21 protein-coding genes are annotated in these 26,930 nt (G+C 63.3%); 8 read left to right on the plus strand and 13 right to left on the minus strand.

Translation table 11 applies throughout. From position 1 onward, the window contains the following. Nucleotides 1-162: 162 nt before the first annotated feature. A complete protein-coding gene (locus tag D9M09_RS21125; RefSeq protein ID WP_121670298.1) occupies nucleotides 163-2,322 on the plus strand; it encodes an alpha/beta hydrolase family protein in 2,160 nt (719 codons plus the stop codon). A 58-nt stretch (nucleotides 2,323-2,380) separates the two neighbouring features. On the opposite strand, the gene D9M09_RS21130 is transcribed toward D9M09_RS21125, so the two are convergent. The 5 genes from D9M09_RS21130 to D9M09_RS21150 all read right to left on the minus strand — a co-directional run bounded on the left by D9M09_RS21130 (nucleotide 2,381) and on the right by D9M09_RS21150 (nucleotide 7,955). Continuing rightward, entirely contained in the window at nucleotides 2,381-3,673 is a 1,293-nt protein-coding gene (locus tag D9M09_RS21130) for an MFS transporter (protein WP_121670299.1), read from the minus strand. Nucleotides 3,674-3,827: 154 nt separating this feature from the next. After that, nucleotides 3,828-4,559: a BON domain-containing protein gene (locus D9M09_RS21135; protein WP_121670300.1), complete on the minus strand. Its 732-nt coding sequence runs from the start codon at nucleotides 4,557-4,559 to the stop codon at nucleotides 3,828-3,830. A gap of 104 nt (nucleotides 4,560-4,663) precedes the next feature. After that, entirely contained in the window at nucleotides 4,664-5,374 is a 711-nt protein-coding gene (locus D9M09_RS21140; RefSeq protein ID WP_230502497.1) for a hypothetical protein, read from the minus strand. A 153-nt stretch (nucleotides 5,375-5,527) separates the two neighbouring features. Beyond that, the gene (locus tag D9M09_RS21145) at nucleotides 5,528-7,261 is read right to left on the minus strand and encodes a dipeptidyl-peptidase 3 family protein (protein ID WP_121670301.1); all 1,734 of its coding nucleotides are present in this window, start codon (nucleotides 7,259-7,261) and stop codon (nucleotides 5,528-5,530) included. Between the two features lie 94 nt (nucleotides 7,262-7,355). Then, nucleotides 7,356-7,955: a short chain dehydrogenase gene (locus D9M09_RS21150; RefSeq protein WP_121670302.1), complete on the minus strand. Its 600-nt coding sequence runs from the start codon at nucleotides 7,953-7,955 to the stop codon at nucleotides 7,356-7,358. Between the two features lie 112 nt (nucleotides 7,956-8,067). Between D9M09_RS21150 and D9M09_RS21155 the strand changes: the two genes are divergently transcribed. After that, the gene (locus D9M09_RS21155) at nucleotides 8,068-8,985 is read left to right on the plus strand and encodes a LysR family transcriptional regulator (protein ID WP_121670303.1); all 918 of its coding nucleotides are present in this window, start codon (nucleotides 8,068-8,070) and stop codon (nucleotides 8,983-8,985) included. A gap of 9 nt (nucleotides 8,986-8,994) precedes the next feature. On the opposite strand, the gene D9M09_RS21160 is transcribed toward D9M09_RS21155, so the two are convergent. From D9M09_RS21160 to D9M09_RS21170, 3 genes are read right to left on the minus strand one after another with little or no spacing between them, the layout of a single operon-like run. After that, nucleotides 8,995-10,467, minus strand: coding sequence for an efflux transporter outer membrane subunit (locus D9M09_RS21160; RefSeq protein ID WP_121671181.1), 1,473 nt, complete (start codon nucleotides 10,465-10,467; stop codon nucleotides 8,995-8,997). A 50-nt stretch (nucleotides 10,468-10,517) separates the two neighbouring features. Continuing rightward, nucleotides 10,518-12,116, minus strand: coding sequence for a DHA2 family efflux MFS transporter permease subunit (locus tag D9M09_RS21165; protein WP_121670304.1), 1,599 nt, complete (start codon nucleotides 12,114-12,116; stop codon nucleotides 10,518-10,520). Nucleotides 12,117-12,122: 6 nt separating this feature from the next. Then, the gene (locus tag D9M09_RS21170) at nucleotides 12,123-13,322 is read right to left on the minus strand and encodes an HlyD family secretion protein (RefSeq protein ID WP_099408851.1); all 1,200 of its coding nucleotides are present in this window, start codon (nucleotides 13,320-13,322) and stop codon (nucleotides 12,123-12,125) included. A gap of 144 nt (nucleotides 13,323-13,466) precedes the next feature. Here D9M09_RS21170 and D9M09_RS21175 point away from each other — a divergent pair, with 144 nt between their 5' ends. Continuing rightward, nucleotides 13,467-14,186: a TetR/AcrR family transcriptional regulator gene (locus D9M09_RS21175; RefSeq protein ID WP_070312825.1), complete on the plus strand. Its 720-nt coding sequence runs from the start codon at nucleotides 13,467-13,469 to the stop codon at nucleotides 14,184-14,186. Nucleotides 14,187-14,209: 23 nt separating this feature from the next. Here D9M09_RS21175 and D9M09_RS21180 read toward each other — a convergent pair whose 3' ends face one another. Then, nucleotides 14,210-15,379: a hypothetical protein gene (locus D9M09_RS21180; RefSeq protein WP_162995761.1), complete on the minus strand. Its 1,170-nt coding sequence runs from the start codon at nucleotides 15,377-15,379 to the stop codon at nucleotides 14,210-14,212. A 180-nt stretch (nucleotides 15,380-15,559) separates the two neighbouring features. Between D9M09_RS21180 and D9M09_RS29195 the strand changes: the two genes are divergently transcribed. After that, entirely contained in the window at nucleotides 15,560-15,772 is a 213-nt protein-coding gene (locus tag D9M09_RS29195) for a hypothetical protein (RefSeq protein WP_139142974.1), read from the plus strand. A gap of 299 nt (nucleotides 15,773-16,071) precedes the next feature. Here D9M09_RS29195 and D9M09_RS30000 read toward each other — a convergent pair whose 3' ends face one another. From D9M09_RS30000 to aceE, 4 genes are all read right to left on the minus strand, one after another. Continuing rightward, nucleotides 16,072-16,200, minus strand: coding sequence for a hypothetical protein (locus D9M09_RS30000; RefSeq protein WP_261980892.1), 129 nt, complete (start codon nucleotides 16,198-16,200; stop codon nucleotides 16,072-16,074). 153 nt (nucleotides 16,201-16,353) lie between these two features. After that, a complete protein-coding gene (gene lpdA / locus D9M09_RS21195; RefSeq protein ID WP_070300275.1) occupies nucleotides 16,354-18,141 on the minus strand; it encodes a dihydrolipoyl dehydrogenase in 1,788 nt (595 codons plus the stop codon). 10 nt (nucleotides 18,142-18,151) lie between these two features. Further along, nucleotides 18,152-19,819 carry a dihydrolipoyllysine-residue acetyltransferase gene (aceF, locus tag D9M09_RS21200; protein ID WP_121670306.1) on the minus strand — a complete coding sequence of 556 codons (1,668 nt, stop codon included), beginning with the start codon at nucleotides 19,817-19,819 and terminating at the stop codon, nucleotides 18,152-18,154. A 94-nt stretch (nucleotides 19,820-19,913) separates the two neighbouring features. Next, the gene (gene aceE, locus D9M09_RS21205) at nucleotides 19,914-22,610 is read right to left on the minus strand and encodes a pyruvate dehydrogenase (acetyl-transferring), homodimeric type (protein ID WP_099408847.1); all 2,697 of its coding nucleotides are present in this window, start codon (nucleotides 22,608-22,610) and stop codon (nucleotides 19,914-19,916) included. Nucleotides 22,611-23,139: 529 nt separating this feature from the next. Here aceE and folD point away from each other — a divergent pair. Genes folD through D9M09_RS21225 form a run of 4 tightly spaced genes read left to right on the plus strand, consistent with a single transcriptional unit; the run spans nucleotide 23,140 to nucleotide 26,904 of the window. Next, nucleotides 23,140-23,985, plus strand: a complete 846-nt coding sequence (gene folD / locus D9M09_RS21210) for a bifunctional methylenetetrahydrofolate dehydrogenase/methenyltetrahydrofolate cyclohydrolase FolD (protein WP_121670307.1) — start codon at nucleotides 23,140-23,142, stop codon at nucleotides 23,983-23,985. 47 nt (nucleotides 23,986-24,032) lie between these two features. Then, nucleotides 24,033-26,102: a M3 family metallopeptidase gene (locus D9M09_RS21215; RefSeq protein ID WP_121670308.1), complete on the plus strand. Its 2,070-nt coding sequence runs from the start codon at nucleotides 24,033-24,035 to the stop codon at nucleotides 26,100-26,102. Between the two features lie 5 nt (nucleotides 26,103-26,107). Then, nucleotides 26,108-26,533 carry a DNA polymerase III subunit chi gene (locus tag D9M09_RS21220; protein ID WP_070311793.1) on the plus strand — a complete coding sequence of 142 codons (426 nt, stop codon included), beginning with the start codon at nucleotides 26,108-26,110 and terminating at the stop codon, nucleotides 26,531-26,533. Continuing rightward, nucleotides 26,530-26,904, plus strand: coding sequence for a hypothetical protein (locus D9M09_RS21225; protein WP_070289206.1), 375 nt, complete (start codon nucleotides 26,530-26,532; stop codon nucleotides 26,902-26,904). The genes D9M09_RS21220 and D9M09_RS21225 overlap by 4 nt, the downstream gene beginning before the upstream one ends. Nucleotides 26,905-26,930 lie beyond the last annotated feature (26 nt).

Here is a 26,930-nt window from a genome sequence, read left to right on the forward strand (position 1 = left end):
CCAGCGTGAATAAAGCGGCAAGTTTAACTGATCAGCCAGGCTGCGCACGCCCGGTACACGCACATCGTGCCTGGTAAGTAACGGTTCATGGCCTTGGCAGCGGCCGAATCGATGGGCAATAATGTTGCCCGCTGTACTTTTTTCACTACCCGGACCACGCCCATGACCTCACCCCGTCTTTGCCGTTCCCTCGGCTCCCTGCTGATCGCAGCAGCCTGCGCCTCGCTGGCTCACGCCGCCGAGACCAAGGCCACGACCCCAGTTGCCGCCACGCAAACGCAAGCCAGACACGCCATCACGCATGAAGACGTGTGGCTGATGAAACGGGTGGGCGCGCCCGTCGCCAGCCCGGACGGGCGCTGGGCCGTGTTTTCCGTGGTCGACAGCGCCTACGATAGCAAGGAACAATCGTCGGATCTGTGGATCAAGTCCCTGCTTGATGACAGCCCCGCGCGCCGCCTGACGTATTCCAAGGGCGGCGAAAGCGCCATGGCCTGGTCGCCGGACAGCCGCCAGCTGGTCTTCGTCGCCAAGCGCGACGGCGATGAAGCGGGACAGATCTACCGCCTCGACGTGGCCGCCGGCGGCGAAGCGCAACGCCTGACCTCGCTCACCCTGGGCGCGCGCATGCCAAAGTGGAGCCCGGACGGCAAGCAATTGCTGTTCATCAGCGACATCTATCCTGGCAACAAGACGGAAGCCGACGTCAAGCAAAGCGCGAAAGAGCGCAAGGAGCGCAAAGTCAGCGCCCGTTCATATGAAACGACGGCGCCGCGCTATTTCGACAAATGGCTGACGGACAAGCAGGTACGCCTGTTCATCGTCGATGCGCAACCTGAGTCGAAAGGTGAAAACACGCCGCGCGACATCCTGTCGGGCACGCAACTGGTGGCGCTGCCCGGCTTTGGCGGCGGCCAGGGCGACGAGGGACAATCCTTGGATGCCGTCTGGACGCCGGACGGCAAGGCCGTCGTCTTCAACGCAGCCACCAACCGCGACGCGGCCCAGCGCGAAGCCGTCTATTCGCAGCTGTACTTGCTGCCCGTGGCCGGCGGCGAAGCGCAACGTTTGACGCAGGACAAGCACAGCTACGGTTCCCTGAAATTCGCGGCCGACGGCAAGACCCTGTTCGCCTTGAGCGACGCGCAAACGCCCGGTAAAGTGTATGACGTGAAACGCCTGGCCAGCTTCGCCTGGCCGATGAGCAATCCTGCGCCAACCATCCTGACAGCCAAGCTGGACCGCTCGATTTCCCGCTATGTGCTGCCCGAAGGCGGCAAGCGCGTCATTTTCAGCTATGAACATGCGGGCCTGGAAAAGCTGTACTCGATCGATGTCAAAGGCGGCGACGTGCGCGAAGAGCCATCCTTGCCGACGGGCACCATCAACTCGCTGAGCAGCGGCGGCAAGGCCCTCGTCGGCGTGTGGGAGTCGTCGATCAATCCGCCGGAAATCTATGCCTTCAACGGCAAGCAGCCGAAACGGCTGACGGCCTTCAACACGGAGAAAGCGAGCAAGATCGACTGGCAGGCGCCCGAGCACTTCTGGTTCACCACGGCCGACGGCCGCCGGATCCACAATATGCTCGTCAAGCCCGCGAATTTCGACCCGAACAAGAAATATCCGCTGTTTACCGTCATCCACGGCGGCGCGGCCAGCATGTGGCGCGACCAGTTCGTGCTGCGCTGGAACTATCACTTGCTGGCCAAGCCAGGTTATGTCGTGCTGCTGACCGACTACAAGGGTTCCACCGGCTATGGCGAGGAATTCTCGCGCTCGATCCAGTTCGACCCATTGAAAGGTCCGGGCGATGAAGTCAACCAGGGCGTCGATGAAGCCATCAAGAAATACCCGTTCATCGACAGCACGAAACTGGCCGCCGGCGGCGCCAGCTATGGCGGCCACCTGGCCAACTGGCTGCAGGCAACCACCACGCGCTACAAGGCCATCGTCTCGCACGCGGGCGAAATGGATTTGATCATGCAGTGGGGCACCAGCGATGGCGGTTTCGGCCGTGAAACGAATGCAGGCGGCCCCGTCTGGTCGAACCTGCCCGTGTGGCGCGACCAAAGCCCGGTCATGCAAGCGGGCAACCACGAAAAAGGCACGGGCTTTACCACCCCCATCCTGATCACCGTGGGCGAGCTCGACTACCGCGTGCCGGCCAACAATGCCCTGATGAACTTTGCAGTACAACAGCGCCTGAACGTGCCGGCGAAATTGCTGGTGTTCCCGGATGAAAACCACTGGATTTTAAAAGGCGAGAACAGCCGTTTCTTCTACAGCGAAGTCGAGGGCTGGCTCGCCAAATACCTCAAGTAAATCCTGAAACGTTCTTGAAATGAAAAGCCAGGCTCCGCACATGCGGGCCTGGCTTTTTTCATGCGGGCTGGACGGCGGCCACGGCCGCCTTCTGCCGCTGGATCGCCAGCACCAGCAGCGCGGCCAGCAGGCAGGCGGCGCTGGCCGCGAACAGGGCCGGATTGTAGGTCAGCATCAGGGTGCGGATGCGGCCCGCGCCGTACGCGGCCACGGCGGCGCCCAGCTGGTGGCCCGCGAAGATCCAGCCGAACACCATGCCCGCCCGCTCCCGGCCAAACGTGGCGCCCACCAGTTTCACGGTCGGCGGCACAGTGGCGATCCAGTCCAGGCCGTAAAATATGGCAAACAGGGACAGGCCGTACAGGGTGAATTCCGAATACGGCAGCCAGAACAGGGACAGCCCCCGCAAGCCGTAGTACCAGAACAGCAGTTTGCGGTTGTCATAGCGGTCCGACAGCCAGCCGGACAAGATCGTGCCGAACAGGTCGAACGCCCCCATCATCGCCAGCACGGAGGCGGCCGGCACGGCGGACAGGCCCGAGTCGCCGCACAGGGAAATGAAGTGCGTCTGGATCAGGCCGTTGGTGCTGAGGCCGCAGATGAAGAAGGTGCCGAACAGTATCCAGAAGGTGCGGTTCGCCGCCACGCTGCGCAGAATCACGAACGGCGTGGCAAACGTCATTTTTGCGGCCACTGGCGCCGTCAGCGGCGTGGCCGGATCGGCGCCGTAGGGCCGCAAGGCCACGTCCTGCGGCCGGTTGCGCATGCACAGGAAGGCCAGCACGGCAACGATGGCGCAGCTGGCAAACACGGGCATGACGGCCGTGCGCCAGCCGAAATGCTCGATCAGCCAGGCACCCACGGGCAGGAACAGCAGCTGGCCCGTTGCCGAGCTGGCCGTCAGCACGCCCACCACCAGGCCCCGGTGCGTCTCGAACCAGCGGTTCGCCACCACGGCGCTCAGGACCAGCGCCGTCATGCCCGAGCCCAGCCCCAGCAGGATGCCCCACAGGGCCACCAGCTGCCAGAATTGCGTCATGCGCGTGGCCAGCAGCATGCCGGCCGCGATCAGGCCCAGGGCCACGCAGATGATATTGCGCAAGCCGAAACGCTCCATCAGGATGGCGGCAAACGGCCCCATCAAGCCAAACAGCACGAAACGCACGGCCAGGGCCGAGGAAATCTGCTCGGCATCCCAGCCGAACTCGCGGCTCAGCGGCTGCATCAGCGCGCCCGGCAAGCCCAGGGCGGCAGACGATGTCAGGGCCGTGAGGAAGGTGATGGCGACGATGACCCAGGCGAAATGGATGCCGCGCCGCTCCAGCCATTGCGAAAAGGGAAGAGAAAGCATGCTGTCCTCATGAGAAAAAATGGATGCCGGTCACTACCAGCCGTTGGGATTTTTCTCATGTTATATTATGATCGTAATTTATACAATCAAAAAACTGGAGCGGCACTGCTGCGTGCCGCTCCAGTCCTGACTTTAACGCTGCGCAGAATGTGGCTTACTTGACCTTCAAGCCATTCTTCACATCCGTCACGCCTTCCACGCTGCGGGCCAGGTCGGCGGCTTTTTTCACTTGCGCCTGGGAAGGCACGAAGCCGCTGAGCATGACAACGCCGTTGACCGTTTCCACGTGCACGTCAAGCGCCTTCAAGTCGTTGTCCTTGACGAGGTCAGCCTTGATCTTGGTGGTGATGACGGAGTCGGCCACGGCCGTCTTGGTGCTGCCGGCTGCATTGCGCGTCACGCAGGCGGCCTTGGCCGTCGCATCCATGGCGTCGCAATTCTCCTTCGTGGTGGCGGGCGGATTCTGCGCCACGTTGGTGCCGGCCTTGGCGCCCGTATTGGCGTCGGCCAGCGCGGCCGTCTTCGCCGCCTTGGCATCGTTCATGCATGTGGTTTTATCGGCGCCCGTGCGGTCGCCGCACTTGGCCTTGGCCAGGTCATACTCGGCATTGGCGACATCCTTGCGGGCCTTGGTCAGCTCGCGCGGCGTGTTGCGGTATTGGGCCACGGCATCCGATTCGGCCTTGGCGCGCGCTACCCTGGCTTCTTCCACGCAGACTTTTTTCGCGTTGCCGCTGTGGCTGTCGCAGGCGGCCTTGGCCTGCTTGTAGTCACTTGACGCCTTGTCCGTCAAACTCTTGTACGAGGCATCCTGCGCATACGCGGGCGCGGCGGCAAGCAGGGCGCTGGCACTGGCGGCCAGCATGAGTGCGATCATTTTGTTCATGATGGTTCCTCTCTGGTTAGTTGATGCCCAGATTAGACCCCTGCCGCGCGCAAAGCTCCGTGCGACAGCACACGCTGACAGTCCATTCGCTTAAAAATCACCGTTTATTTGTCGCCGCTCAAACCCATCTGCCACAATACTTGCGCCTGTTCAAATGGTGAAACGGCCCCATCAAATGCGCCTGCGCCTGCGCCATCGGCCAGCGCCAGCCAGCCTTGCGTGGCGTGGGAACTGCCTACACCGCCGCCCGCAGCCTCGCCTGCCGCGCGCACGCCGCGCATCCAGGCCAGCACATCCTGATACTGGCCGGGGTGGCGTCCATGCATCCAGGCCAGGGCCACCAGGTCCGCATACCCCTCTTCGCGGCGCGTCTCGCGCAGCTCCTGCGCCAGCGCAGCCAACTTGCCGCGCTGCCTGCTGCGCGGCTCGACAAAGCCGCGCGGCAAGGCATGCCAGTCGCCCTGCGCATAGCGCCGGCAATGGCCGATCTCATGCGCCGTCATCGCTTCCATCATCAGGCCCTGGCGCGCGGGCGGCACGCCTTCCAAGACACTGTCCGCCTGCGCATTGCCGCGCAAGGACAGCACCAGCTTGCAGCGCCCCCCTTCGTAGCCCAGCGCCAGCGGCACGGCGCCGGGCGCATCCTGCGGCTGCACGATGATATCGATGGGCAAACCTTGCGCACGCGCAAACGCGATGACGGGCTGGCCCGCCTGCAGCCAGCGCGTTTCCAAATCGGTCAGCTGGGCGGCAGCCACGGCAGGCAAAGGAGAGAAAGCGATGAGCAAGCTCATCAGCAATAGCGGATTCAGCATGAAATAGGCGGGAAGAAAGGAGGATTTACCACTGCAGAGTAAGCGGTGGATGTATTTCCACAAGGAAAAACTGGCAACTTTTCGCAAATAAAGACGAAAAAAAACCGGTGCGCAAGGCACCGGCTTTTCAGACTGATAATAATCAAGGTCAGCTTATTTCTTCGCCGCCTTATCCAGCGCGCGGGCCGTGACGAATTCCGGGCGGATATCGTTGGGCACGGCCTTCATCTTGTCGAGCGCCACCTGCACCTCAGGGCGGATGACAACGTATTTCGTCATCATCGCTTGCGCGCGCGCATAGTCGCCCGTCGCCTCGATGGTCAGAAATTCACGGTCCAGGTCGATCACGGCCTGCTTGATCTTCGCAAAATCGACGCCGAATTTGCCGTCGCCCAGCGAGACAAAACCGCCCTTGTCGAGGATGTAATTCATCTGGATGGCCATGCCGCGCGCATGCGAATCCGTCAGGCCGAAATGCAGCGTGCGGAAACCGGAGGCGAGGAAGGTGTTGTACAGCTTGCGTTCGGCCGCCTCGCCCTGGCCCAGGGTGTCGTTGAGCTGGCCCTTGTCCATCATGTAGCGCAGCGCGAACAGGCCCGTGATATCGGCCTTGGCTTCCTCGATGGTGGAATACGCTTCCTTCAAGTCCTGGCGCGGCGTCGATGGCTTGCCGTCGACCACGGTGGCGTGCGGGCCCAGGCCGTGCATGATTTCATGCGCGAGGATGTGCGTGAAGAAGGAATTGAAATCGACGTCCTGCTGCGCTTCCGGCGTGAGCACCAGTTTCGAGATCGGCGTCAGGGTGGCCTTGAACTTGGCTTCCTGCACGTTCTTCAGCATCACGCGCTTGGAGCCGCGCGCGCTGATGATGCGCTCGTCATTGGGCAAGTTGTAGGCGGCCGTCTGCACGGCCATGTTGCCGTCGCCGGCGCCATACACCTGGTTGACCACCACCATCGGCGCCAGCGCGCCCACTTTCGGGTTGCGGTACTGGGCGTCGAGCGGCAGGTTGTCTTCCAGCTCCTGCATGTGCTTGGCGAAGAAGTTGAGCTTTTGCGTCTCGGCCTGGTCGCGGATGTTCACGTAGGCTTCGAACGCGGCCTTGTAGCCGAACAGCTCATCGTTATACGTTTCATACGGGCCGATGGTGATGTCGACGGGCGAATCGAGGTCCATCCAGGCGAAGTCGGACGGCAGATAGTCGTTGTCGAGGAAAGCCTTGGCGCGCAGGGTGAGGAATTTCTTCAGCGATGCATTGTCCGTGGCGGCCGCCGCTTCATCGAGCAATTTGGCCAGCTGTTTCAGCTCCACCTTGTATTCGTCCGAATACTTGACGGTCTGGTATTTGCCATCCTTGCCCGCGCGAATCGTCGTGAAGAACCATTGCGCCTGCTGCTTGTCCTCTGGCGACAAGCCATTCATCCACGTTTCCAGGCTGGCCTTGGTGGCGCCCTGCGGATAGAAGTTGCCCGCTTCCGGCTTGTGCGCGGGAATGGCGATGCCCGCATAGCTGGCCGGCATGAACGAGGCGTGCGCGTCGAGCACCGACCATGGCCCCTTGTTGATCCAGAAATAATTCAGGCGGGCCTGACCCAGGGCCGACTTGTCCTTCTTCAAGGCCGCCCACAGCGCTTCATTGCCGGACCAGCGCTGGCGCAGCTGCAGCACGTCGACCAGCTTGGCCGCTTCGACCAGCTTGGCGATGGCCTGGCGGTCGCCCGCGGACAGGTGGGTGACGTCGGCCGTCAGCGCGACGGGGGCGTAGCGGGCGCTCATGGCCGTCAGTTGTTGCGCGGTGGCCGGGGTGGCTGGCGCGGCCGCTGGCGTTGTTGCGCAGGCACTGCCGACGGCGGCGGCCATCAGCAGGGGAATCAGGAGTTTTTTCATGGGGCCTCGGTTAAATTCTGGGGTCAGACCCGGCGGGTCTGACCCCAAGTGAGGCAAATTGTAATCCACCAATGCCCCCGCCTGCAGCGCTGGCTTACCAGACCTTGTACACCTGCCCCGTCTGCGCCCCTTCCACGCTGCGGCTGTAGGCGAGCGCCACGCGGCTGGCGGCGGCCGGCTCGAAGCCGTAGAAGAAGGGGCCGTACGACTCCAGCGATTCGGCCAGCACCGTCGGGCTGACGACATTGATGCGCACGCCGCGCGCAAGCTCGATGGCGGCGCCCCTGACAAAACCTTCCACGGCCGCATTGGTCATGCTGGCGGCCGTGCCGAAGCGGATCGGCTGGTCGGCCACGATGCCGCTGGTCAAGGTAATCGAACCGCCGTCGTTCAGGTATTCCTGCGCTACCAGCGCCACGTTGACCTGGCCCATCAGCTTGCTGTCCAGGCCCAGGCGGAATTGCTCGGGCGTAAATTCGCTCAGCGGGCCGAAATGCAGCTTGCCGGCCGTGACGACGACGGCATCGACCTTGCCGATGCGCTTGAACAGGGCGCGCACTTGCGCGATGTCGCCCATGTCGGCCTGGTGCGTGCCGCTGCGGCTGCCCACTTCGATGATTTCATGGCGTTGCGCCAGTTGGGCGGCGACGGCCGTGCCGATGGTGCCGCTGGCGCCGATGATGACGATTTTCATGCTGCTTCCTTGTGTGGGTTGAACGATGGAGCCAGTATGCGCCGCTTACAAAAAGGAATAAATACGCTAGAATTTACAAGATTACTAATCTATAGTTTGCAATCGGGAAGCCATGGATAAATTGCGCAGCATGGAGATTTTTGTCACCGTCGTCGATGCAGGCAGTTTCACGGCCGCCGCCGAGGCGTTCCAGATTTCGCCCGTGATGGTGGGCAAGCACATCAAATACCTGGAAGAGCGGCTGGGCGCGCGGCTGCTGGCGCGCACCACGCGGCGGCAAAGCCTGACGGAAATCGGCCAGCAGTATGCGGAACAGTGCCGTCAGATCCTGGCCAGCATCCATGCGGCCGAACGGGGTGCGGAAGCCATGCGCGCGGCGCCGCGCGGCAAGCTGAAGATCACGGCGCCCGTGTCCTTCGGCAGCGAGTGCATCGCGCCGCTGATGGCCGACTACCTCGATGCGTATCCGGAAGTGAGCCTGGAACTGAACCTGAACGACAGGATGGTGGACCTGGTGGAAGAAGGGTTCGATGCGGCCATCCGCATCGGCAAGCTGGAAGATTCCGCCATGGTGGCGCGCGTGCTGCGGCCGTATGCGATGGTGATCTGCGCCGCGCCCGCCTACCTGGCCAGACACGGCACGCCGCGCACGCCGGCCGACCTGGCACGCCACGAATGCCTGGACTTCATGCAGTGGACGCGCCACGTGCGCTGGCGCCTGGCCAGGAGCGGCGACGATGATGGCAGCCCCGTGCGCGAAAGCCGCTTCCGCTCGAACAATGGTCAGGCGCTGCGCGTGGCAGCCCTGCACGGCTTCGGCATCGTCATGCAGGCGGAGATCCTGATGGCCGGCGATATCACCGCCGGCAGGCTGGTGCCGCTGCTGGCCGGCTACGTGCCGGCGCCCCGCCCCATGCACCTCGTGTATGCGCGCGACCGCCAGCCCACGCCGAAGCTGACGACCTTCATCGATTTTCTGCTGGAACGCTACGGGCCGGCGGCGACACCGCCACCGGCCACGCTCACGTAACCGTCGTACTTAGTTGGCCTTTGCGGCGGGCGCCGAGGCCAGCTTGGCCAGCTCGCCGTCCGGCTGCCAGCCGGCACCCAGCGAACGGGCAACGGCGACCGTCGCCAGCAGGCGCTGGGTCTTGATCTGCGCGGCGGCACGGTCCGCCGCCAGCGAACTGCGCTGGGCATCGGTGACGTCCAGGTAGGTCGAGATGCCGCGCTCGTAGCGCGTGCGCGCCACCAGGTAGGCGCGCGCCGCGGCTGCCTGCGACAGGGCTTGCGCATCGCCCTGCAACTGGCGCTGCTCCACGTCGGACAAGGCGTCTTCCACTTCGCGCAAGGCCGTCAGCAGCTTCGTTTCATGGTTCGCCACGGCTTCCGCATAGCGCGCCTTGGACAGGTCCAGATTGGCCTGGTTGCGGCCGCCGTCGAAGATCGGCAGGGACAGGGCCAGCGGGCCAAAGCTGAACTGGCGCGAACCGCCCTGCGCCAGGTCGCGCAGTTTTTCCGAGGCGTAGCCGAAATTGCCCGTCAATTGCAGCGACGGGTAAAACGCGCCTTCTGCCACGCCCACTTGCGCGTTCGCCGCGCGCAGGCCCGCCACGCTGGACACGAGGTCCGGACGGTGCGCCAGCAGGCTGGCAGGCAGGCCGACAGGGATACTTGGCGGCAGCGGCAGGCTGGAAGGCTCGGCGGCCACCGGCAATTGCAGCGCCGACGGCGGCTTGCCCGTCAGGGCGGCCAGGCTGTTTTCCAGCTGGTTGCGCTGGCGCTTGACTTCATGCAGGTCGGCCTGCGCGTTCGACAGTTCGACTTTCGCGCGCGCCAGGTCCAGCTCATTCGTCAGCCCTGCATTGAAGCGCGCCTCGACCAGCTGCGCCGACTCGCGGCGCGTGTCCAGGGCGCCATTCAGGATCGCCATTTCCGCGTCCAGCCCGCGCAGCTGCCAGTAATTGCTGGCCACTTGCGACGACAGCATCAGCAGCACGCCGTCGCGGTCCGCCTGCGCCGCCAGCGCCTGCGAATCGGCCGCTTCGACCATGCGTTTCACGCGGCCCAGCAAATCGACTTCATACGACAGCGAGCCGCCCACGGAGAAGTTATTGCCGCTGATCGAGCGGTTGCCCAGGGCCAGGCCCTGCGAAGTGTTGGCCGAGGTGCGCGAGTTCGAGATGCCCGTGCTGACGTTCACGCTCGGGCCCTGGTTGGCGCGCGCCGTGCCGCTTTGCGCCAGCGCCTGCAGCAGGCGCTCGCCGGCCGCTTTTACACTGGGATTGTCCTGCAGCGCGCTCTGTTCCAGGCGATTCAGGGTGGCGTCGCCGTAGATACGCCACCACTCTTTGGGCAGCTGCGCGGCATCCGCGGCGGCCGCGCCGTGGCGGAAGGTGTCGGTGCCGGCCACGTTTGCCGGGGCCGTGAAATCCTGGCCCACGGTGCCGCAGGCGGACAGCGCCACGGCAAGGGAAGCGGCAAGCGCGATTTTCGTCAATACTGTTTGCATGATGTGTACCTTCTTGTTCTTGAGGTGCTGCACGTGCGGACTGGGCGCGGTCAATGACCGCCACCACCGCCACCGGGAGCTTTGAGTTTGTCGGCCAGCCACAGGGGCACGATGCAGGCCAGCAGGATGGCGCCGATCAGGAAGAAGCCATCGTTGTAAGCCATCACATACGCTTCGCGGCGCACGATGCCGTCGATCGCCTGCAAGGCCTGGTTGCCGGCCGTGACGGCGTCATAGCCCTTGGCCATGAACGACGACGTCAGCTGATCGATGCGCAGCTGCGTGGCGCTGGAATACGCATTGATCGCTTCGCCCAGGCGCTGCGAGTGGAAGTGTTCGCGGGTGCTCAGGGCCGTGGCCAGCAGGGCGATGCCGATCGAGCCGCCCAGGTTGCGCGTCATGTTGAACAGGCTCGATGCAGACGGCATGTCCTTCGGCGCGATGCCCTTCATGGCGAAGTTCGACAGGGTCAGCATGACGAAGGGCTGGCCCAGCGCGCGCACGACCTGCGACCACAGCAGCTGGTCGTAGCCGGTGGACGCATCCATGTAGGCATTCATCATGCACGAGCCGCCAAACAGCAAGAGGCCGAACGAGCACAGGATGCGGTTGTCCACCACGGACGAGAGCTTGGCGACAAACGGCATGATGAACAGCTGCGGCAAGCCCACCCACATGATGACTTCACCAATCTGCATCGGCGAATAGCCGGCGATCTGGCCCAGGAACAGGGGCAGCAAAAAGGCCGAGCCGTACAGGCCCATGCCCGTCACGGCCGACAGCACGGTGGCGACCAAAAAGTTACGCTGGCCGTACAGGCCCAGGTTGACGAACGGCTCGGCGCGCGTGGCGCTGGTGACGACCCAGCCCAGGATGCCCACCAGGGCCAGCGCGGCGAAGGTGATGATGAAACCCGAGTCGAACCAGTCCTTCGAATTGCCTTCTTCCAGGAAGATCGTCAGGCAGCCCAGGCCCAGGGCCATGAAGAAGATGCCCAGCCAGTCGGCCTTCCAGAACATCTCGAGCTTCATCGGCTCCTTGTCCAGGCCATAGATCATGCCGGCGATCAGCAGCACGCCCGGCACCCAGTTGATGTAGAAGATCGAGGGCCAGCCATACAGCTCGGAGAGGTAGCCGCCCAGGGTCGGGCCCATGGCCGGCGCCAGGGTCGCCGTCAGGCCGAAGATGGCCATGCCGACGGCGCGCTTCGACGGCGGCAGCTTGAGCATCACCAGGGTGAACGCCATCGGTATCAGGGCGCCGCCCGTGAACCCCTGCAGCATGCGGAAGACGATCATGCTTTCCAGGTTCCAGGCCGTGCCGCACAGGGTGGAGAACAGCAGGAAGAAAGCGGTGGTGCCGATCATGTAGGTACGCAGTCCGAACACGCGCGCCAGCAGCGCGGTGAGGGGAATGACGATAATTTCCGCCACCAGGTAGGCCGTGGAAATCCACGACCCCTCTTCCTGGGTGGCCGACAGCGAGCCAAGGATATCCTTGAGCGAGGAGTTGGTGATCTGGATGTCGAGCACCGCCATGAAGGCGCCCAGCATGCCGGCGGCGACCGCCAGCCAGGTGCGCCCGGAGACTTTCTCGTCAATCACGGGAAACGCTGGCGGCTTCGCCAGCGTGGTGGAAGGGCTGCTCATGGAAGCTTAGCGGGCGGCGGTCTGGGCGGCAGGAGCGGCGGCGTGGCGCGGGGCCTCGGCCTTGTCCGACGCGGGCTGGTTCACTTCCACTTCGGCAATCACCGACATACCCGGCACCAGGCGGCCATTCATGGCCTTGATGTCTTCCGGCTGGAAGACGATTTTCACGGGCACGCGCTGGACGATCTTGGTGAAGTTGCCGGTGGCGTTATCGGCCGGCAGCAGGGCGAATTGCGCGCCCGAGGCAGGGGCGAAGCTGTCCACGGTGCCCACGAGTTTCTTGCCCGGCATGGCGTCGATGGTCACGTGCACGCTCTGGCCGCGGTGCAGGTCGGCCAGCTGGGTTTCCTTGAAGTTGGCGGTGACCCAGACGTTGTCCTGCACGATGGCCGTCAATTGCTGGCCAGGCTGCACGCGCATGCCCGTTTCCACGTTGCGCTTGCCGATGCGGCCGGCGACGGGCGCCAGGATGCGGTTGTATTGCAGCTGCTGTTCCGCGTCCTTCAATTGCACGCGCAGCACGGCCACTTGTGCCTTGGCCACGTCGCGCGCAGCTTGCGCCGCGCCGATCTGCGACTTGGCGGCCGAGGCGCTGTCGCGGCGGGCGGCCAGGTCGGCCACGGCACTCGAGCGGGCCGCGTTGGCCGCGTCGAGTTCCGCCTTCGAGACGGCTTTCATCTGGCTCGTGTACAGCTGGCCATAACGGTCCGCATCCTGTTTCGCGCGCAGTAATTGCGCATCGGCTTGCGCCACTTGCGCCTGGGCGGCACTCGCTTGCGCCTGCACCTGGGCGATCTGCGCGTCCGCTTGCAGCACTTGCTGCTCGGCGCTGGCGATCTGCGCGGCGATCTGCTCGGTTTTCACGCGCTGGTCGAACGGGTCGAGTTCGGCGATCACGTCGCCCTCTTTCACGATTTGATTGTCGTCGATGAAGACCTTGGTAACGACGCCGGAAATGCGCGCCGAGACAGGATGCACATGGCCGGCCACATAGGCATTTTCCGTTTCCACGAAATAGTGGCTGCGGTACCACATGCGCGCGCCGGCGCCCAGCGCGACGAGGACGATCAGGCCGGCGATGATTTTCACACGGTTATTCGGTGGTGCGGAGCTGGCGGAAGCGGCGGGCGTGGAAGGTGCGGCAGGGGCCGCGGGTGGGACGGCGCTCAGCACCTTGTGCTCTGCTTGGCCTGGCTGGTTGGACATACTCGCTCCGGAAATGAAATGATATAGGTTCATTATTGGGCAAAGAAAAGCCAAAGTCAAGAAATGAAACGATTGCATTTCATTTTAATTTGCACTACAGTGTGAGCCATCACTTACCTTCCACCTTATAAAGAGACCCAGACCATGTCCGATCCCGGCCTCAGCGATACCTTGCCCACCGATACAGAATCCGACGCCGCCGCTCAGGAGCTTTCCTGCTGCGGCAAGCCAGCCGGCCGCCCGCGCGCGGCCGACATGGAAGCGCGCATGGAAAACCTGCTGCACACGGCCGGCTGCCTGTTTCTGGAAAAGGGGTATGGGAAGGTCAGCCTGGAAATGATCGCCCGCGAAGCCCATGTGGCCGTGCGCACGATTTATGTGAAATTTGGCGGCAAGTCGGGCTTGTTCAATGCCGTCGTGGAATTACGCCGCGCCGCCTACTTCTCGACCATGCCGGCGCTGGAAACGGATATGCGGCCCCTGCCCGCCATTTTGAGCGAGTTCGGCCTGCTGTTCGTGCAACTGGTGACGATGCCGGCGGCGATCCGCCTCAATCGCATGGTGGTGGCCGAAGCGGCCACGCACCCGGAACTGGCGGAAACGTTTTACAAGGTGGGACCGGGACAGACGCGCGAGATGCTGACCAAGTTTTTCAGCCGCCCCGACATCGCGCCCCTGTTTCGCGCGGAGCTGACCCCATCCATGCTGGCGCTGCACCTGCTCAATTGCCTGCTGGGCGACCAGATGTCGCGCCTGCTATTCCCGCCACAGGCGCAGCCGGATGTCGCACAGCTGCGCACAAAGGTTGCACTCAGCCTGGACCTGTTCCTGCGCGGCACCCTGCGCCAGCCGCTGGCGGACTGACGCGGCACGGCTGGCCCCGGAAGTCAGCCAGGGCGGCTGCAGTCTTCCGGCAGCGCCGCTTCGACCTGTTCATCGTTCAAGCCCAGCGCACGCAGGAAAGGCTGGGCCGCCGACGCGCCATCAACGCTGAGTGAAGACTCACTTCCATCGTAGCGGTCCGGGCCGTAGCGCATCAGGTCGAACGAGGTTTCAAAGCGTTGCGCCAGGAAATACGTGCGGAAGTAATCGAAGGAAAACGCCACCTGGCCATCGGCACACAGCAGCAAGCCATGCGCATACAGCGGCGCCAGCCAGTCCCCGGCCGCCATGCTCCAGCCCTTCACGCCGCAATAGTCGCTGACAAAACGCTCGAGCTCCGCCTCGCTGAGGAACACGCTCTTGGCTTCGAACATCACGAACGCCAGCTCGATGAGGAATTCGCGCGCATCGGCAGCGACGCCGGCGTCCTCGCGCCGTTGCGCGCCCGCCTTGCCCAGCAAGCCATCGAGATAGGCGCGATCGCCCGCCAGCTGCGGCAGCAAGGTGGCAAACACATACTCGGCATCCACCTGCCCCGTTTCCTGGCCGTTCGGCGTGTACAGCACCGACAGGGCGAAGCTCTTGCTCACGTCATCGAACTCGCGCAGCGACACCGTCCACTGCGCGCCTGGCCCGCCGCCATCCGCTTCGCCCGTGGCGAACTCGAGCACGGAAAATGCCGCCATCTGGCCATTCGCACCGTACAGGCTGCCCGGATTGCTCTTGAACAGAATGCCCAGCGACTTCATCAGCGAGCTGGCATCGCCCGTATGCTGGTGGCCATGGAACACGGCGTGGATATTCTTGTAATGCGCGCGCTGCTCGGCACTGGCGTGCTCGTCGGCAGAGAAAAAGCTGAAGCCGGCATTGCCCAGCGCCGCCGCGGCGACACCCTGCGCGCGGCTGCCCGGCACCAGGTAGAAGCGCGCACCGGGCAAGCTGGCCGCCTGCAGCAAGGGGCGCAGGAAGTATTCGTAGACGTACACGGGTGTCGTGCCGGCACAGGCGTCGGGCGCCACCAGCTGGCCCGTGAAGAAAATCGCATCGATCCTCTTGCCCGCCGCCAGGATAGCGGCCACATCCTGGTACAAGGCATGCAGCATCACGGCTTGCTCTTGCTCATCAGCCCGGCGCAAACGGACATCGGCGATATGAAGGGCGGTAAATTTTCTCATCGTTGCAAAACTTTCTTAGAGCCTATCCCAATAAGGAGCGTCTTCTGCTGGCAGTTCATCAGGAGCGCTGACAAGGCGTGAGGAGGATGCGTAGCGAGCCACGCGACGACTCCCCGCTTCCGAGGGGCGCCAGCAAGGGATGTATTCATCTGCTGGGACAGGCTCCTGGTACAGCGGAACTTGACCGACTCCCATGCTGGCAACATTGCTGGAAAAATCGCACGCGTCCATAGAAGCAAAACATGGTTACAGACCGCCATTCTGCCATTTTTTCCATACGGCAATACTCACCAATTTTCACATGGTGCTGCCGCGCCACGTTTTACCCTGCTGAAGGTCAAGGGAAATAAAAAAAGTCGGGAACACATCCCGGTTTTTTGTACTGAAAGTTAATTTTTTATCAGCGCTTGCGCGGCGGCGGCAAGTCCGTGCACACGCTTTCGTACACTTCGGTGCGCTTTTGCCAACCTGCCGATCGACTCGCCCGGGGTCGGGTGCGGGTGGATGGTCTTGCCGATGTCGGTGCCGTCGCAACCCATTTCGATGGCCAGCGCGATTTCGCCGCTTCATTTTTCACCTGTCGCCCACATGCGTGCCGACGATGCTGCCAACGGTGAAGTATTTAATCGTATCTGGACAATAAAAAACCCCGCAATCGCTTGCGGGGTTTTTAGTGTCACAACGCTACAACATCAGCGCTTGCGCGGCGGCGGCAAGTCCGTGCACACGCCTTCGTACACTTCGGCTGCCATACCAATCGATTCGCCCAGGGTCGGGTGCGGGTGGATGGTCTTGCCGATGTCGGTGCCGTCGCAGCCCATTTCGATGGCCAGCGCGATTTCGCCGCTTCATTTTTCACCTGTCGCCCGCATGCGTGCCGACGATGCTGCCAACGGTGAAGTATTTAATCGTATCTGGACAATAAAAAACCCCGCAATCGCTTGCGGGGTTTTTGGTGTCACAACGCTACAACATCAGCGCTTGCGCGGCGGCGGCAAGTCCGTGCACACGCCTTCGTACACTTCGGCTGCCATACCAATCGATTCGCCCAGGGTCGGGTGCGGGTGGATGGTCTTGCCGATGTCGGTGCCGTCGCAGCCCATTTCGATGGCCAGCGCGATTTCGCCGATCATGTCGCCCGCATGCGTGCCGACGATGGTGCCGCCGATGATGCGGTGCGTTTCCGCGTCGAACAGCAGCTTGGTGAAGCCTTCGGCGCGGCCGTTGGCCACGGCGCGGCCGGAAGCGGCCCATGGGAAGTGGCCCTTCTCGACCTTGATGCCCTTGGCTTTCGCTTCGTCTTCCGTGATGCCGGCCCATGCCACTTCCGGATCCGTGTAGGCGACCGACGGGATCACCTTGACGTCGAAGTGCGACTTCTGGCCGGAAGCCGCTTCGGCGGCCACGTGGGCTTCATGCACGGCCTTGTGCGCCAGCATCGGCTGGCCGACCAGGTCACCGATGGCGAAGATGTTCGGCACGTTGGTGCGCATCTGGCTGTCGACTTCGATGAAGCCGCGGTCGGTGACGTTCACGCCGGCCTTGTCGGCAGCGACCTTCTTGCCGTTCGGGCTGCGGCCCACGGCGACGAGCACCAGGTCGTAGACTTGCGGTGCCGGTGCCGTGGCACCCGCTTCAGCCGCTTCGAACGTGACCTTGATGCCTTCCGGCAACGCCTCGACGGCGACCGTCTTGGTCTTGGTCATGATGTTGTCGAAGCGCTTCTCGTTGAACTTCTGCCATACCTTGACGGCGTCGCGGTCCGCGCCCTGCATCAGGCCATCCATCATTTCGACCACGTCGATGCGCGCGCCGAAGGTCGAGTAGACAGTCGCCATTTCCAGGCCGATGATGCCGCCGCCGATGACCAGCATGCGTTTCGGGATCTGGCGCAATTCCAGCGCGCCCGTCGAATCGACGATGCGCGGGTCTTCCGGCACGAACGGCAGCTTCACCACGGACGAACCGGCGGCGATGATGGCCTGCTTGAACTGCACGACCTTTTTAGAACCGTCGCCTGCCGTCACTTCGATGTGGTTCGCGGAGAGGAACTGGCCCACGCCGGTGACGACCTGCGTCTTGCGCGCCTTGGCCATGCCGGCCAGGCCGCCCGTCATGTTCGAGATCACGCCTTCCTTGTACTTGCGTACCTGGTCGATGTCGATCGTCGGCTTGGCGAACGTCACGCCCGTATTGGACATGTGCGCCGTTTCGTCGATGACGGATGCCACGTGCAGCAGCGCCTTGGACGGGATGCAGCCCACGTTCAGGCACACGCCGCCCAGGGTGGCGTAGCGCTCGACGATGACCGTCGACATGCCCAGGTCGGCCGCGCGGAACGCCGCCGAATAGCCGCCAGGACCGCCGCCAAGCACCATCATGTCGACGTCGATGTCGACCTGGCCGCTGTAATTGCCGGCCGGGATGGCGGCGGCAACTGGTGCCGCCGCAGGGGCCGCAGCGGCTGCCGGAGCGGCTGCCGCCGGTGCAGGAGCGGCAGCTGGCGCGGCAGCGGCCACGCCTTCCGACGCTTCCACCACCAGCAGCGCGCTGCCTTCGGCGATCTTGTCGCCGACCTTGACCTTGACTTCCTTGACGACGCCCGCGTGGGTCGACGGAATCTCCATGCTGGCCTTGTCCGATTCGACCGTGATCAGGGACTGGTCCACCTTGATGGTGTCGCCCACCTTGACCATCAGTTCGATGACTTCGACTTCCTTGAAGTCGCCGATATTCGGTACTTTTACCTCTACTGTGCTCATCAATCGCTCCTTACAGCAGAATTTTGCGCATGTCGGCCAGGACTTCGCCGAGGTACACGGAGAATCGCGCGCCCATCGCGCCATCGACCACGCGGTGGTCGTAGGACAGCGAGGTGCCCATCATCAAACGCGGCTGGAAGGCCTTGCCATCCCATACCGGCTTGATCGAGGCTTTCGACAGACCCAGAATCGCCACTTCCGGCGCATTGACGATAGGCGTGAAGTGCGTGCCGCCGATGCCGCCCAGGGACGAAATCGTGAAGCTGGCGCCCTGCATGTCGGCCGGTTTCAGCTTGCCTTCGCGCGCCTGCAGCGACAGTTCCGTCATTTCGCGGGCGATCTGCGAGACCGACTTCTGGTCCGCGCCCTTGATCACAGGTACCACCAGGCCGTTCGGCGTGTCGGCCGCGAAGCCGATGTTGTAGTACTGCTTGAGGATCAGGTTTTCGCCCTTGGCGTCGAGCGAGGCGTTAAACGCGGGGAATTTCTTCAGCGCGGCGACGGAGGCCTTGATGACGAATGCCAGCATGGTCAGCTTGGCCGCATCCTTGTTCTTCGCATTGGCCGCGTTGGTGTCGACGCGGAACGCTTCCAGATCCGTCACGTCCGCTTCGTCGAACTGCGTGACGTGCGGGATCATGACCCAGTTGCGGTGCAGGTTCGGACCCGAGATTTTCTTGATGCGCGACAGCGGCAGCAATTCGGTCGTGCCGAACTTGCTGAAATCCAGCGACGGCCATGGCAGCAGATCCAGGCCCACGCCGGAACCGGCCTTGGCGACCGGCGCATTTGGCGCGGCGACCGCGCCCGACATCACGCCCTTGACGAAGTTCTGCACGTCTTCCTGGGTGATGCGGCCCTTCGGACCGGAACCGCCCACGCGGGCCAGGTCCACGCCCAGTTCGCGCGCGAACTTGCGGATCGATGGCGACGCGTGCGCCAGCTTGCCGTTCACGGCAGGCGCGGCGGCTGGAGCGGCAGGAGCAGCGGCGACCGGTGCCGAAGCGACGGCGGCGGCTGGCGCCGCGGCAGCTTGCGCGGCCGGTGCAGGCGCGGCGGCAGGGGCTGCGGCCGGGGCGGCAGCGCCACCCGTCGTTTCCACGACCAGCACCAAGCTACCCTTGGCGACCTTGTCGCCGACCTTGACCTTCAATTCCTTGACGACACCGGCGTGGCTCGATGGGATTTCCATGCTGGCCTTGTCCGATTCGACCGTCAGCAGCGACTGGTCGACCTTGATCGTGTCGCCGACCTTGACCATCAGTTCGATGACTTCGACTTCCTTGAAGTCGCCGATATCGGGCACGGTCACGTCGACCAGGGCCGGCGCGCCGGCTGGGGCGGCAGGCGCTGGCGCGGCCGCAGGAGCGGCGGCGGGGGCGGCTTCAGCGGCAGGTGCCGGGGCGGCAGCGGCGGCTGGCGCCGGCGCCGAGGCGTCGTCCGCCACTTCCAGCAGCAGGACCAGCGAACCTTCGGCGATCTTGTCGCCCACGTTGACTTTCAATTCCTTGACGACACCGGCGTGGCTCGATGGGATTTCCATGCTGGCCTTGTCCGATTCGACGGTGATGAGGGACTGGTCGACCTTGACCGTGTCGCCTGGCTTGACCATCAGTTCAATGATCTCGACTTCCTTGAAATCGCCGATATCCGGGACTTTGACTTCCACAATGCTCATAGCTTGCTCCGTTATTTTATTTGTCAGATGGACCCGCACACACGCCAGGGCGGCACTTTCGCACCGCCCTGGCATCATCGGGTCCGCACAACGATTACTGGGTCACCGGATTCGGTTTGTTCGCGTCAATGCCGTACTTGGCGATCGCCTGCTCCACCACCGACACGTCGATCTTGCCTTCGTCAGCCAGCGATTTGAGCGCGGCCACGGTGACATAATAACGGTTCACTTCGAAGAACTCGCGCAGCTTGGCGCGGCTGTCCGAGCGGCCAAAGCCATCGGTACCGAGCACTTTGTAGGTGCGGCCCTTCGGCATGAAGGCGCGGATCTGTTCTGCAAATGCGCGCATGTAGTCGGTCGTGGCAACGATAGGGCCATCCGTGTCCTGCATCAGCGACGTCACGTACGGCACGCGCTGCTGTTTCGACGGGTTGACCATGTTCCAGCGTTCCGCATCCTGGCCATCGCGGGCCACCAGGGTCAGCGACGGCGCCGACCACACGTCCGCGGCCACGCCCCAGTCGTTTTCCAGCAATTCTGCGGCGAAGATCGATTCGCGCAGGATGGTGCCGCAACCGATCAGCTGTACGCGCAGCTTGGCGTCAGCCTTGCCTTCCTGCAGCTTGTACATGCCTTTCAGGATGCCTTCTTCCTGGCCCGGCTTGATGCCTGGCTGGGCGTAGTTCTCGTTCATGATCGTGATGTAGTAGAACACATCTTCCTGATTGGCGATCATGCGGCGCAGGCCGTCCTGGATGATGACGGCGACTTCATGGCTGAAGGTCGGGTCGTACGGCATGCAGGTCGGGATGGTCGCGGCGAAGATATGGCTGTGGCCATCTTCGTGCTGCAAGCCTTCGCCGTTCAGGGTCGTACGGCCGGCCGTGCCGCCCATCAGGAAGCCACGGGCGCGCATGTCGGCCGAAGCCCATACCTGGTCGCCGATGCGCTGGAAGCCGAACATCGAGTAGAAGGTGTAGAACGGGATCATGATGCGGTCGTTGGTCGAATACGACGTCGCCGCGGCGATCCACGAGCTCATGCCGCCCGCTTCGTTGATGCCTTCCTGCAGGATCTGGCCGGCCTTGTCTTCGCGGTAGTACATGACCTGGTCCTTGTCGACCGGCTCGTACAACTGGCCTTTCGGATTGTAGATGCCGATCTGGCGGAACAGGCCTTCCATGCCGAAGGTACGCGACTCATCGACCAGGATAGGCACGACGCGCTGGCCCAGGTTCGGGTCTTTCAGCAGGGTCGAAATGACGCGCACGAAGGCTTGCGTGGTCGAGATTTCGCGGCCTTCCGGCGTCGCTTCCAGCACGTTCTTGAACGCGTCGAGGCCAGGCACGGGCAGGGTTTCTTCCGCTTTCTGGCGGCGCTGCGGCAGGTAGCCGCCCAGGGCCTTGCGGCGCTCGTGCAGGTAGACCATTTCCGGCGCGTCGTCGGCAGGCTTGAAGAACGGGATGTCGGCCAGCTTGTCGTCAGGGATAGGCAGCGAGAAGCGGTCGCGCATTTCGCGGATGGCTTCGTCGTCGAGTTTTTTCGTCTGGTGCGCCGTGTTGCGCGCTTCGCCGGACTTGCCCATGCCGTAGCCCTTGATGGTCTTCACCAGCAGGACGGTAGGCTGGCCCTTGTGTTCCTGGGCGATCTTGAAGGCCGCGTAGATCTTGTGCGGATCGTGGCCGCCACGGGTCAGGCGCCAGATGTCGTCGTCCGTCATGTTGGCAACCATTTCCAGCAGCTTCGGATGCTTGCCGAAGAAGTGCTTACGCACGTAGGCGCCATCCTTGGCCTTGTAATTCTGGTATTCGCCGTCGACGGTTTCCATCATCACGCGCTGCAGGATGCCTTCTTTATCTTGCGCCAGCAGGGCGTCCCAGCCCGGGCCCCAGATGACCTTGACGACGTTCCAGCCCGCGCCACGGAATTCGCCTTCCAGTTCCTGGATGATCTTGGTGTTGCCGCGTACCGGACCGTCCAGGCGCTGCAGGTTGCAGTTGACCACGATGACCAGGTTGTCGAGCATGTCGCGTGCGGCCAGGCCGATCGCGCCCAGGGATTCCGGCTCGTCCATCTCGCCATCGCCGCAGAAGGCCCAGATTTTACGGTTGTCGGTCTTGGCGATGCCGCGTGCGTGCAGGTATTTCAGGAAGCGCGCCTGGTAGATCGCCATGTGCGGGCCCAGGCCCATCGACACGGTCGGGAACTGCCAGAAGTCCGGCATCAGCTTTGGATGCGGGTACGAGGACAGGCCCTTGCCGTCGACTTCCTTGCGGAAGTTCAGCATTTGCTCTTCCGTCAAACGGCCTTCGAGGAAGGCGCGCGCGTAGACGCCGGGCGAGGAGTGGCCCTGGATGTACAGCAGGTCGCCGCCGTGGTCGGCCGTCGGCGCGTGCCAGAAGTGGTTGAAACCGATGCCCAGCATGTTCGCCAGCGACGCGAACGAGGACAAGTGGCCGCCCAGGTCGCCGTCGGCGCGGTTGGCCTTGACCACCATGGCCATGGCGTTCCAGCGCATCCACGAGCGCAGGCGCTCTTCGTATTCCAGGTTGCCGGGGCAGTGTGCTTCTTGTTTGGTGGGGATGGTATTGACGTAGGCGGTGGTGCTGGAGAACGGGATCTGGGCGCCGCGGCGGCGGGCCAGGTCAACCATGCGCTCCATCAGGTAATGCGCGCGTTCCGGACCTTCATTTTCCAGCACGGCTTCGAGCGCGTCCAGCCACTCCTTGGTTTCCTGCATATCCGGGTCGGTGCCGATCTGTGTCGTTACCTGGTTCAGTTGAGCTGACATCTGTTGAGTCTCCTTTGTGAACGCCCCACCCCGATTTTCCGGATCGCTGTCGGACGGTATTTCGCTGATTATTTACTATTAAGTCGGTTTAGTGTGGGGATTCTAACAGCGTATTTAGTATTTTTCAAATTACGATATAGCATTTCATATCATGAAATCACCCTATGAAATTTATGCTGCACTGCCGCAAATTCTGTCCGGAAATTAGGGTGATCAAAGTGCCAAAAGCGGCGCCAAAAGAACCGCAGGCCCTTGCGCTCCCTAGGCCACCTGCACACCAGCAAAACGCATTAACGCCCCAGTCGTCCGCACAGGCATACCGGGCCAAGCGGGCCTGAAAAATGTCGAGGGCAAGGCGCAGCGACGCAGACAGTACGCCAGTACGGCAAGGAGCTGCAACGCCGCCATCGGCATTTTCTCAGGCCCGCGTCTCCGGCCCGCTGCTGCTACGCCTTTGCATAGCCAAAACCGCCCCTTTGCGCCGCCCGGCTTTATAATCTGTCTTTTCCTTCCCACACAGCCCCCTACCATGCCAGCACAACTGATCGACGGAATCGCCCTCTCCCAAAAACTGCGCAGCGAAATCGCCACGCGCGCCGCCGCCCTCACGGCCAAGGGCACCCAGCCCGGCCTGGCCGTGATCCTCGTCGGCGAAGACCCGGCCAGCCAGGTGTACGTCCGCAACAAGGTCAAGGCGTGCGGCGACGTGGGTTTCCACTCGGTGCTGGAAAAATATGAAGCGGACCTGTCGGAAGCCGACTTGCTGGCACGCATCGCCAGCCTGAACGCCGATCCCGCCATCCACGGCATCCTCGTGCAAATGCCGTTGCCCAAGCACATCAACCCGCACAAGGTCATCGAAGCGATCGCCACGACGAAAGACGTGGATGGCTATTCCGTCCTGAGCGCCGGCGAACTGATGACGGGCTTGCCCGGCTTCCGCCCTTGCACACCGTATGGCTGCATGAAACTGATCGAAAGCACGGGCGTCGACTTGCGCGGCAAGCACGCCGTCGTCATCGGCCGCAGCAACACGGTCGGCAAGCCGATGGCCCTGCTGCTCTTGCAAGCGAACGCTACCGTCACCATCTGCCATAGTGCGACCCCGGACCTGGGCCTGTACACGCGCCAGGCGGACGTGGTCGTGGCCGCCGTCGGCCGCCGCAACACCCTGACGGCCGACATGGTCAAGCCGGGCGCCATCGTCATCGACGTGGGCATGAACCGCGACGATGAAGGCAAGCTGTGCGGCGACGTGGATTTTGCCGGCGTGAAAGAAGTCGCCTCCCACATCACGCCCGTGCCGGGTGGCGTGGGTCCGATGACGATCACGATGTTGCTCATGAACACGGTCGAGGCCGCCGAGCGCGTGTAATAACACCGGGGCGGCATGACCGCCCCTTTTAATATATGGAAGCGACGATGAATACCAATCCCCTGCTTGATTTTTCCGGCCTGCCACGCTTCGACGCGATCACGCACGAGCATGTCACGCCTGCCATCGATACCCTCCTGGCCCAGGCACGCGCCACGGTGGCGCGGCTGGAAGCGCCCATGGAAGAAGTGAGCTGGGACAACTTCGTCGCGCCCCAGGACCAGATCGCCGAAACCCTGGGCCGCGCCTGGAGCATCGTCAACCATTTAAATAGCGTGATCGATACGCCCGAACTGCGCGCCGCCTACAATGCCAACCTGCCCAAGGTGACGGAGTTCTTGACCGAGCTGGGCCAGAACGAAATCCTCTTCGGCAAATACAAGCAATTGCAGGCCAGCCCCGCTTTCGCCAGCCTGTCGCCGGCGCGCCGGCGCATCGTCGAGAATGCCGTACGCGACTTCCGCCTGGGCGGCGCTGAGTTGCCCGAGGACAAGAAAGAGCGCTTCGGCGCCATCCAGGAAGAACACGCGGCCGTCTCGACGCGTTTTTCCGAAAACGTGCTCGACGCCACCAATGACTACAAGTTGCTGGTCGAGAACGAAAGCGACCTGGCCGGCTTGCCCGACGACGTGAAGGCCGCCGCGCGTGCCGCGGCCGAAAAGGCCGGCAAGCAAGGCTATGAATTCTCGCTGCACTTCCCGTCCTATTACCCGATCCTGCAATTTGCCGACAAGCGCGCGCTGCGCGAAACCATCTACCGCGCCAACGCCACCAAGGCATCGGACCAGGGCGACGTCTTCAGCAAGAAAGAGGACTGGGACAATACGCACAACATCGTCACCTTGTTGCGGCTGCGCAACGAAGAGGCACAACTGCTCGGCTACGCCAATTTCGCCGAAGTGTCGCTGGTCTCCAAGATGGCCACTTCGCCGGCGCAAGTCATCGCTTTCCTGGAAGACCTGGCCAAGCGCGCGCGTCCGTTCGCCGAAAAGGACCTGGCCGAACTGAAGCAATTCGCCCGCGAAGAGCTGGGCATCGATGAACTGCAGGCGTGGGACGTGCCGTACGCCTCCGAAAAACTGCAGGAACGCCGCTACGCGTTCTCGGCCCAGGAAGTCAAACAATATTTCCCTGAACACAAGGTGATCGACGGCCTGTTCCGCCAGATCCAGAACCTGTTCGCGGTCGAGATCAAACTGGATACGGCGCCCGTCTGGCACCCGGACGTGCGTTTTTACCGCATCGAGCGCGACGGCCAGCTGGTGGGCCAGTTCTACCTGGACCTGTATGCGCGCGCCGGCAAGAGCGGCGGCGCCTGGATGGACGACGCGCGCGGCCGCCGCGCCGACGCACAGCACGTGCAAACGCCGATCGCCTACCTGACCTGCAATTTCACGGAACCGGCCGTGGTCGACGGCAAGGCACAGCCTGCATTGTTCACCCACGATGAAGTCATTACCCTGTTCCACGAGTTCGGCCACGGCCTGCACCATATGCTCACCGTCGTCGACGAACTGGGCGTGTCGGGCATCGCCGGCGTCGAATGGGATGCCGTCGAACTGCCGTCGCAATTCATGGAAAATTTCTGCTGGGAATGGGAAGTGCTCGAACACATGACGGCGCATGCCGTCACGGGCGAGCCGCTGCCGCGCGCGCTGTACGACAAGATGCTGGCGGCCAAGAATTTCCAGTCCGGCCTGCAAACCCTGCGCCAGGTGGAATTCTCCCTGCTAGACATGCATCTGCACTATGACTACGATGCCGGCACGGGCCAGAGCGTGCAGCAGCTGATCGACGGCGTGCGCGCCAAGTTCGCGCTGATCATCCCGCCCGCCTTCAACCGCTTCCAGAATTCCTTCGGGCATATCTTCTCCGGCGGCTACGCGGCTGGCTACTACAGCTACAAATGGGCCGAGGTGCTGTCCGCAGACGCCTATGCGGCATTCGAGGAAGCCAGGGCGCTGGGACCGGCCGCCACCACGGCGGCGGGCAAGCGTTATCTGCAGGAAATCCTGTCCGTCGGCGGCTCGCGCCCCGCGCTGGAATCGTTCACGGCCTTCCGCGGCCGCGAACCGTCGATCGACGCCCTGCTGCGCCACAGCGGCATGGCCGCTTGACCGTCATGAGCCGCGTCGATTTTCACAGCAACGTGCCGGACAAGCTGGCCTACGCCTGCCGTCTGGCACGCAAGGCGTATATGGCCGGCAACAAGGTGGTCGTGCTGGTGCAAGATGGCACCCAGCTCGACGCCTTGAACAGCGCCATGTGGACCATTTCCGCCACGGATTTCCTGCCGCACGTGCTGGCCGGCGACCCGCTGGCCCCGCAAACGCCCATCATCCTGACCGATGACGCGGCGGCCGAGCTGCCGCACCACGACATCCTCGTCAACCTGTCGCAGCTGCCGCCCGCCAATTACGCCGATTTCCAGCGCGTCTTCGAGATCGTCTCCATGGATGAACAGGATGCGCAGGCGGGCCGCCAGCGCTTCCTGCACTACCGCCAGCAAGACGTGCAGCCGACGCATTTCGTCGCGGGTAAAGCATGAGCCAGCAGCCATTCGACCAGGGCATCCCCCTGCTGACGGAGGTGCTGCTGGGGCCGGAAGTGGCCGAGGCCGTCGCGCCCGCCGCAGCGGCGCCTGCCGTCGAGGAAGCGCCGGCGTTGCCGCCTACGGTGGCGCAGCCCGACTGGGACGCCATCGAACAGCGGCTCACGCAGCGCATCCTGCATCAGGTGCAGGGCAAGATTGACCATCTGCTGGAAGAGCGCATCGCCCACGTCCTGCAGACGGCCCTGCAAAACGCCCTGATCGGCATGCGCGGCGCCCTGCGCGAAGACTTGCAGCAATCGCTGGAACAGATCGTCGCGCATGCGGTCAGCCATGAGCTGGGGCATCTGCATCCGCCGGCTCAGTAAGCACACACCTGTCGTTGCGACCATTT

It is taken from the genome of Janthinobacterium agaricidamnosum (assembly GCF_003667705.1).
Classification (GTDB): domain Bacteria; phylum Pseudomonadota; class Gammaproteobacteria; order Burkholderiales; family Burkholderiaceae_D; genus Janthinobacterium.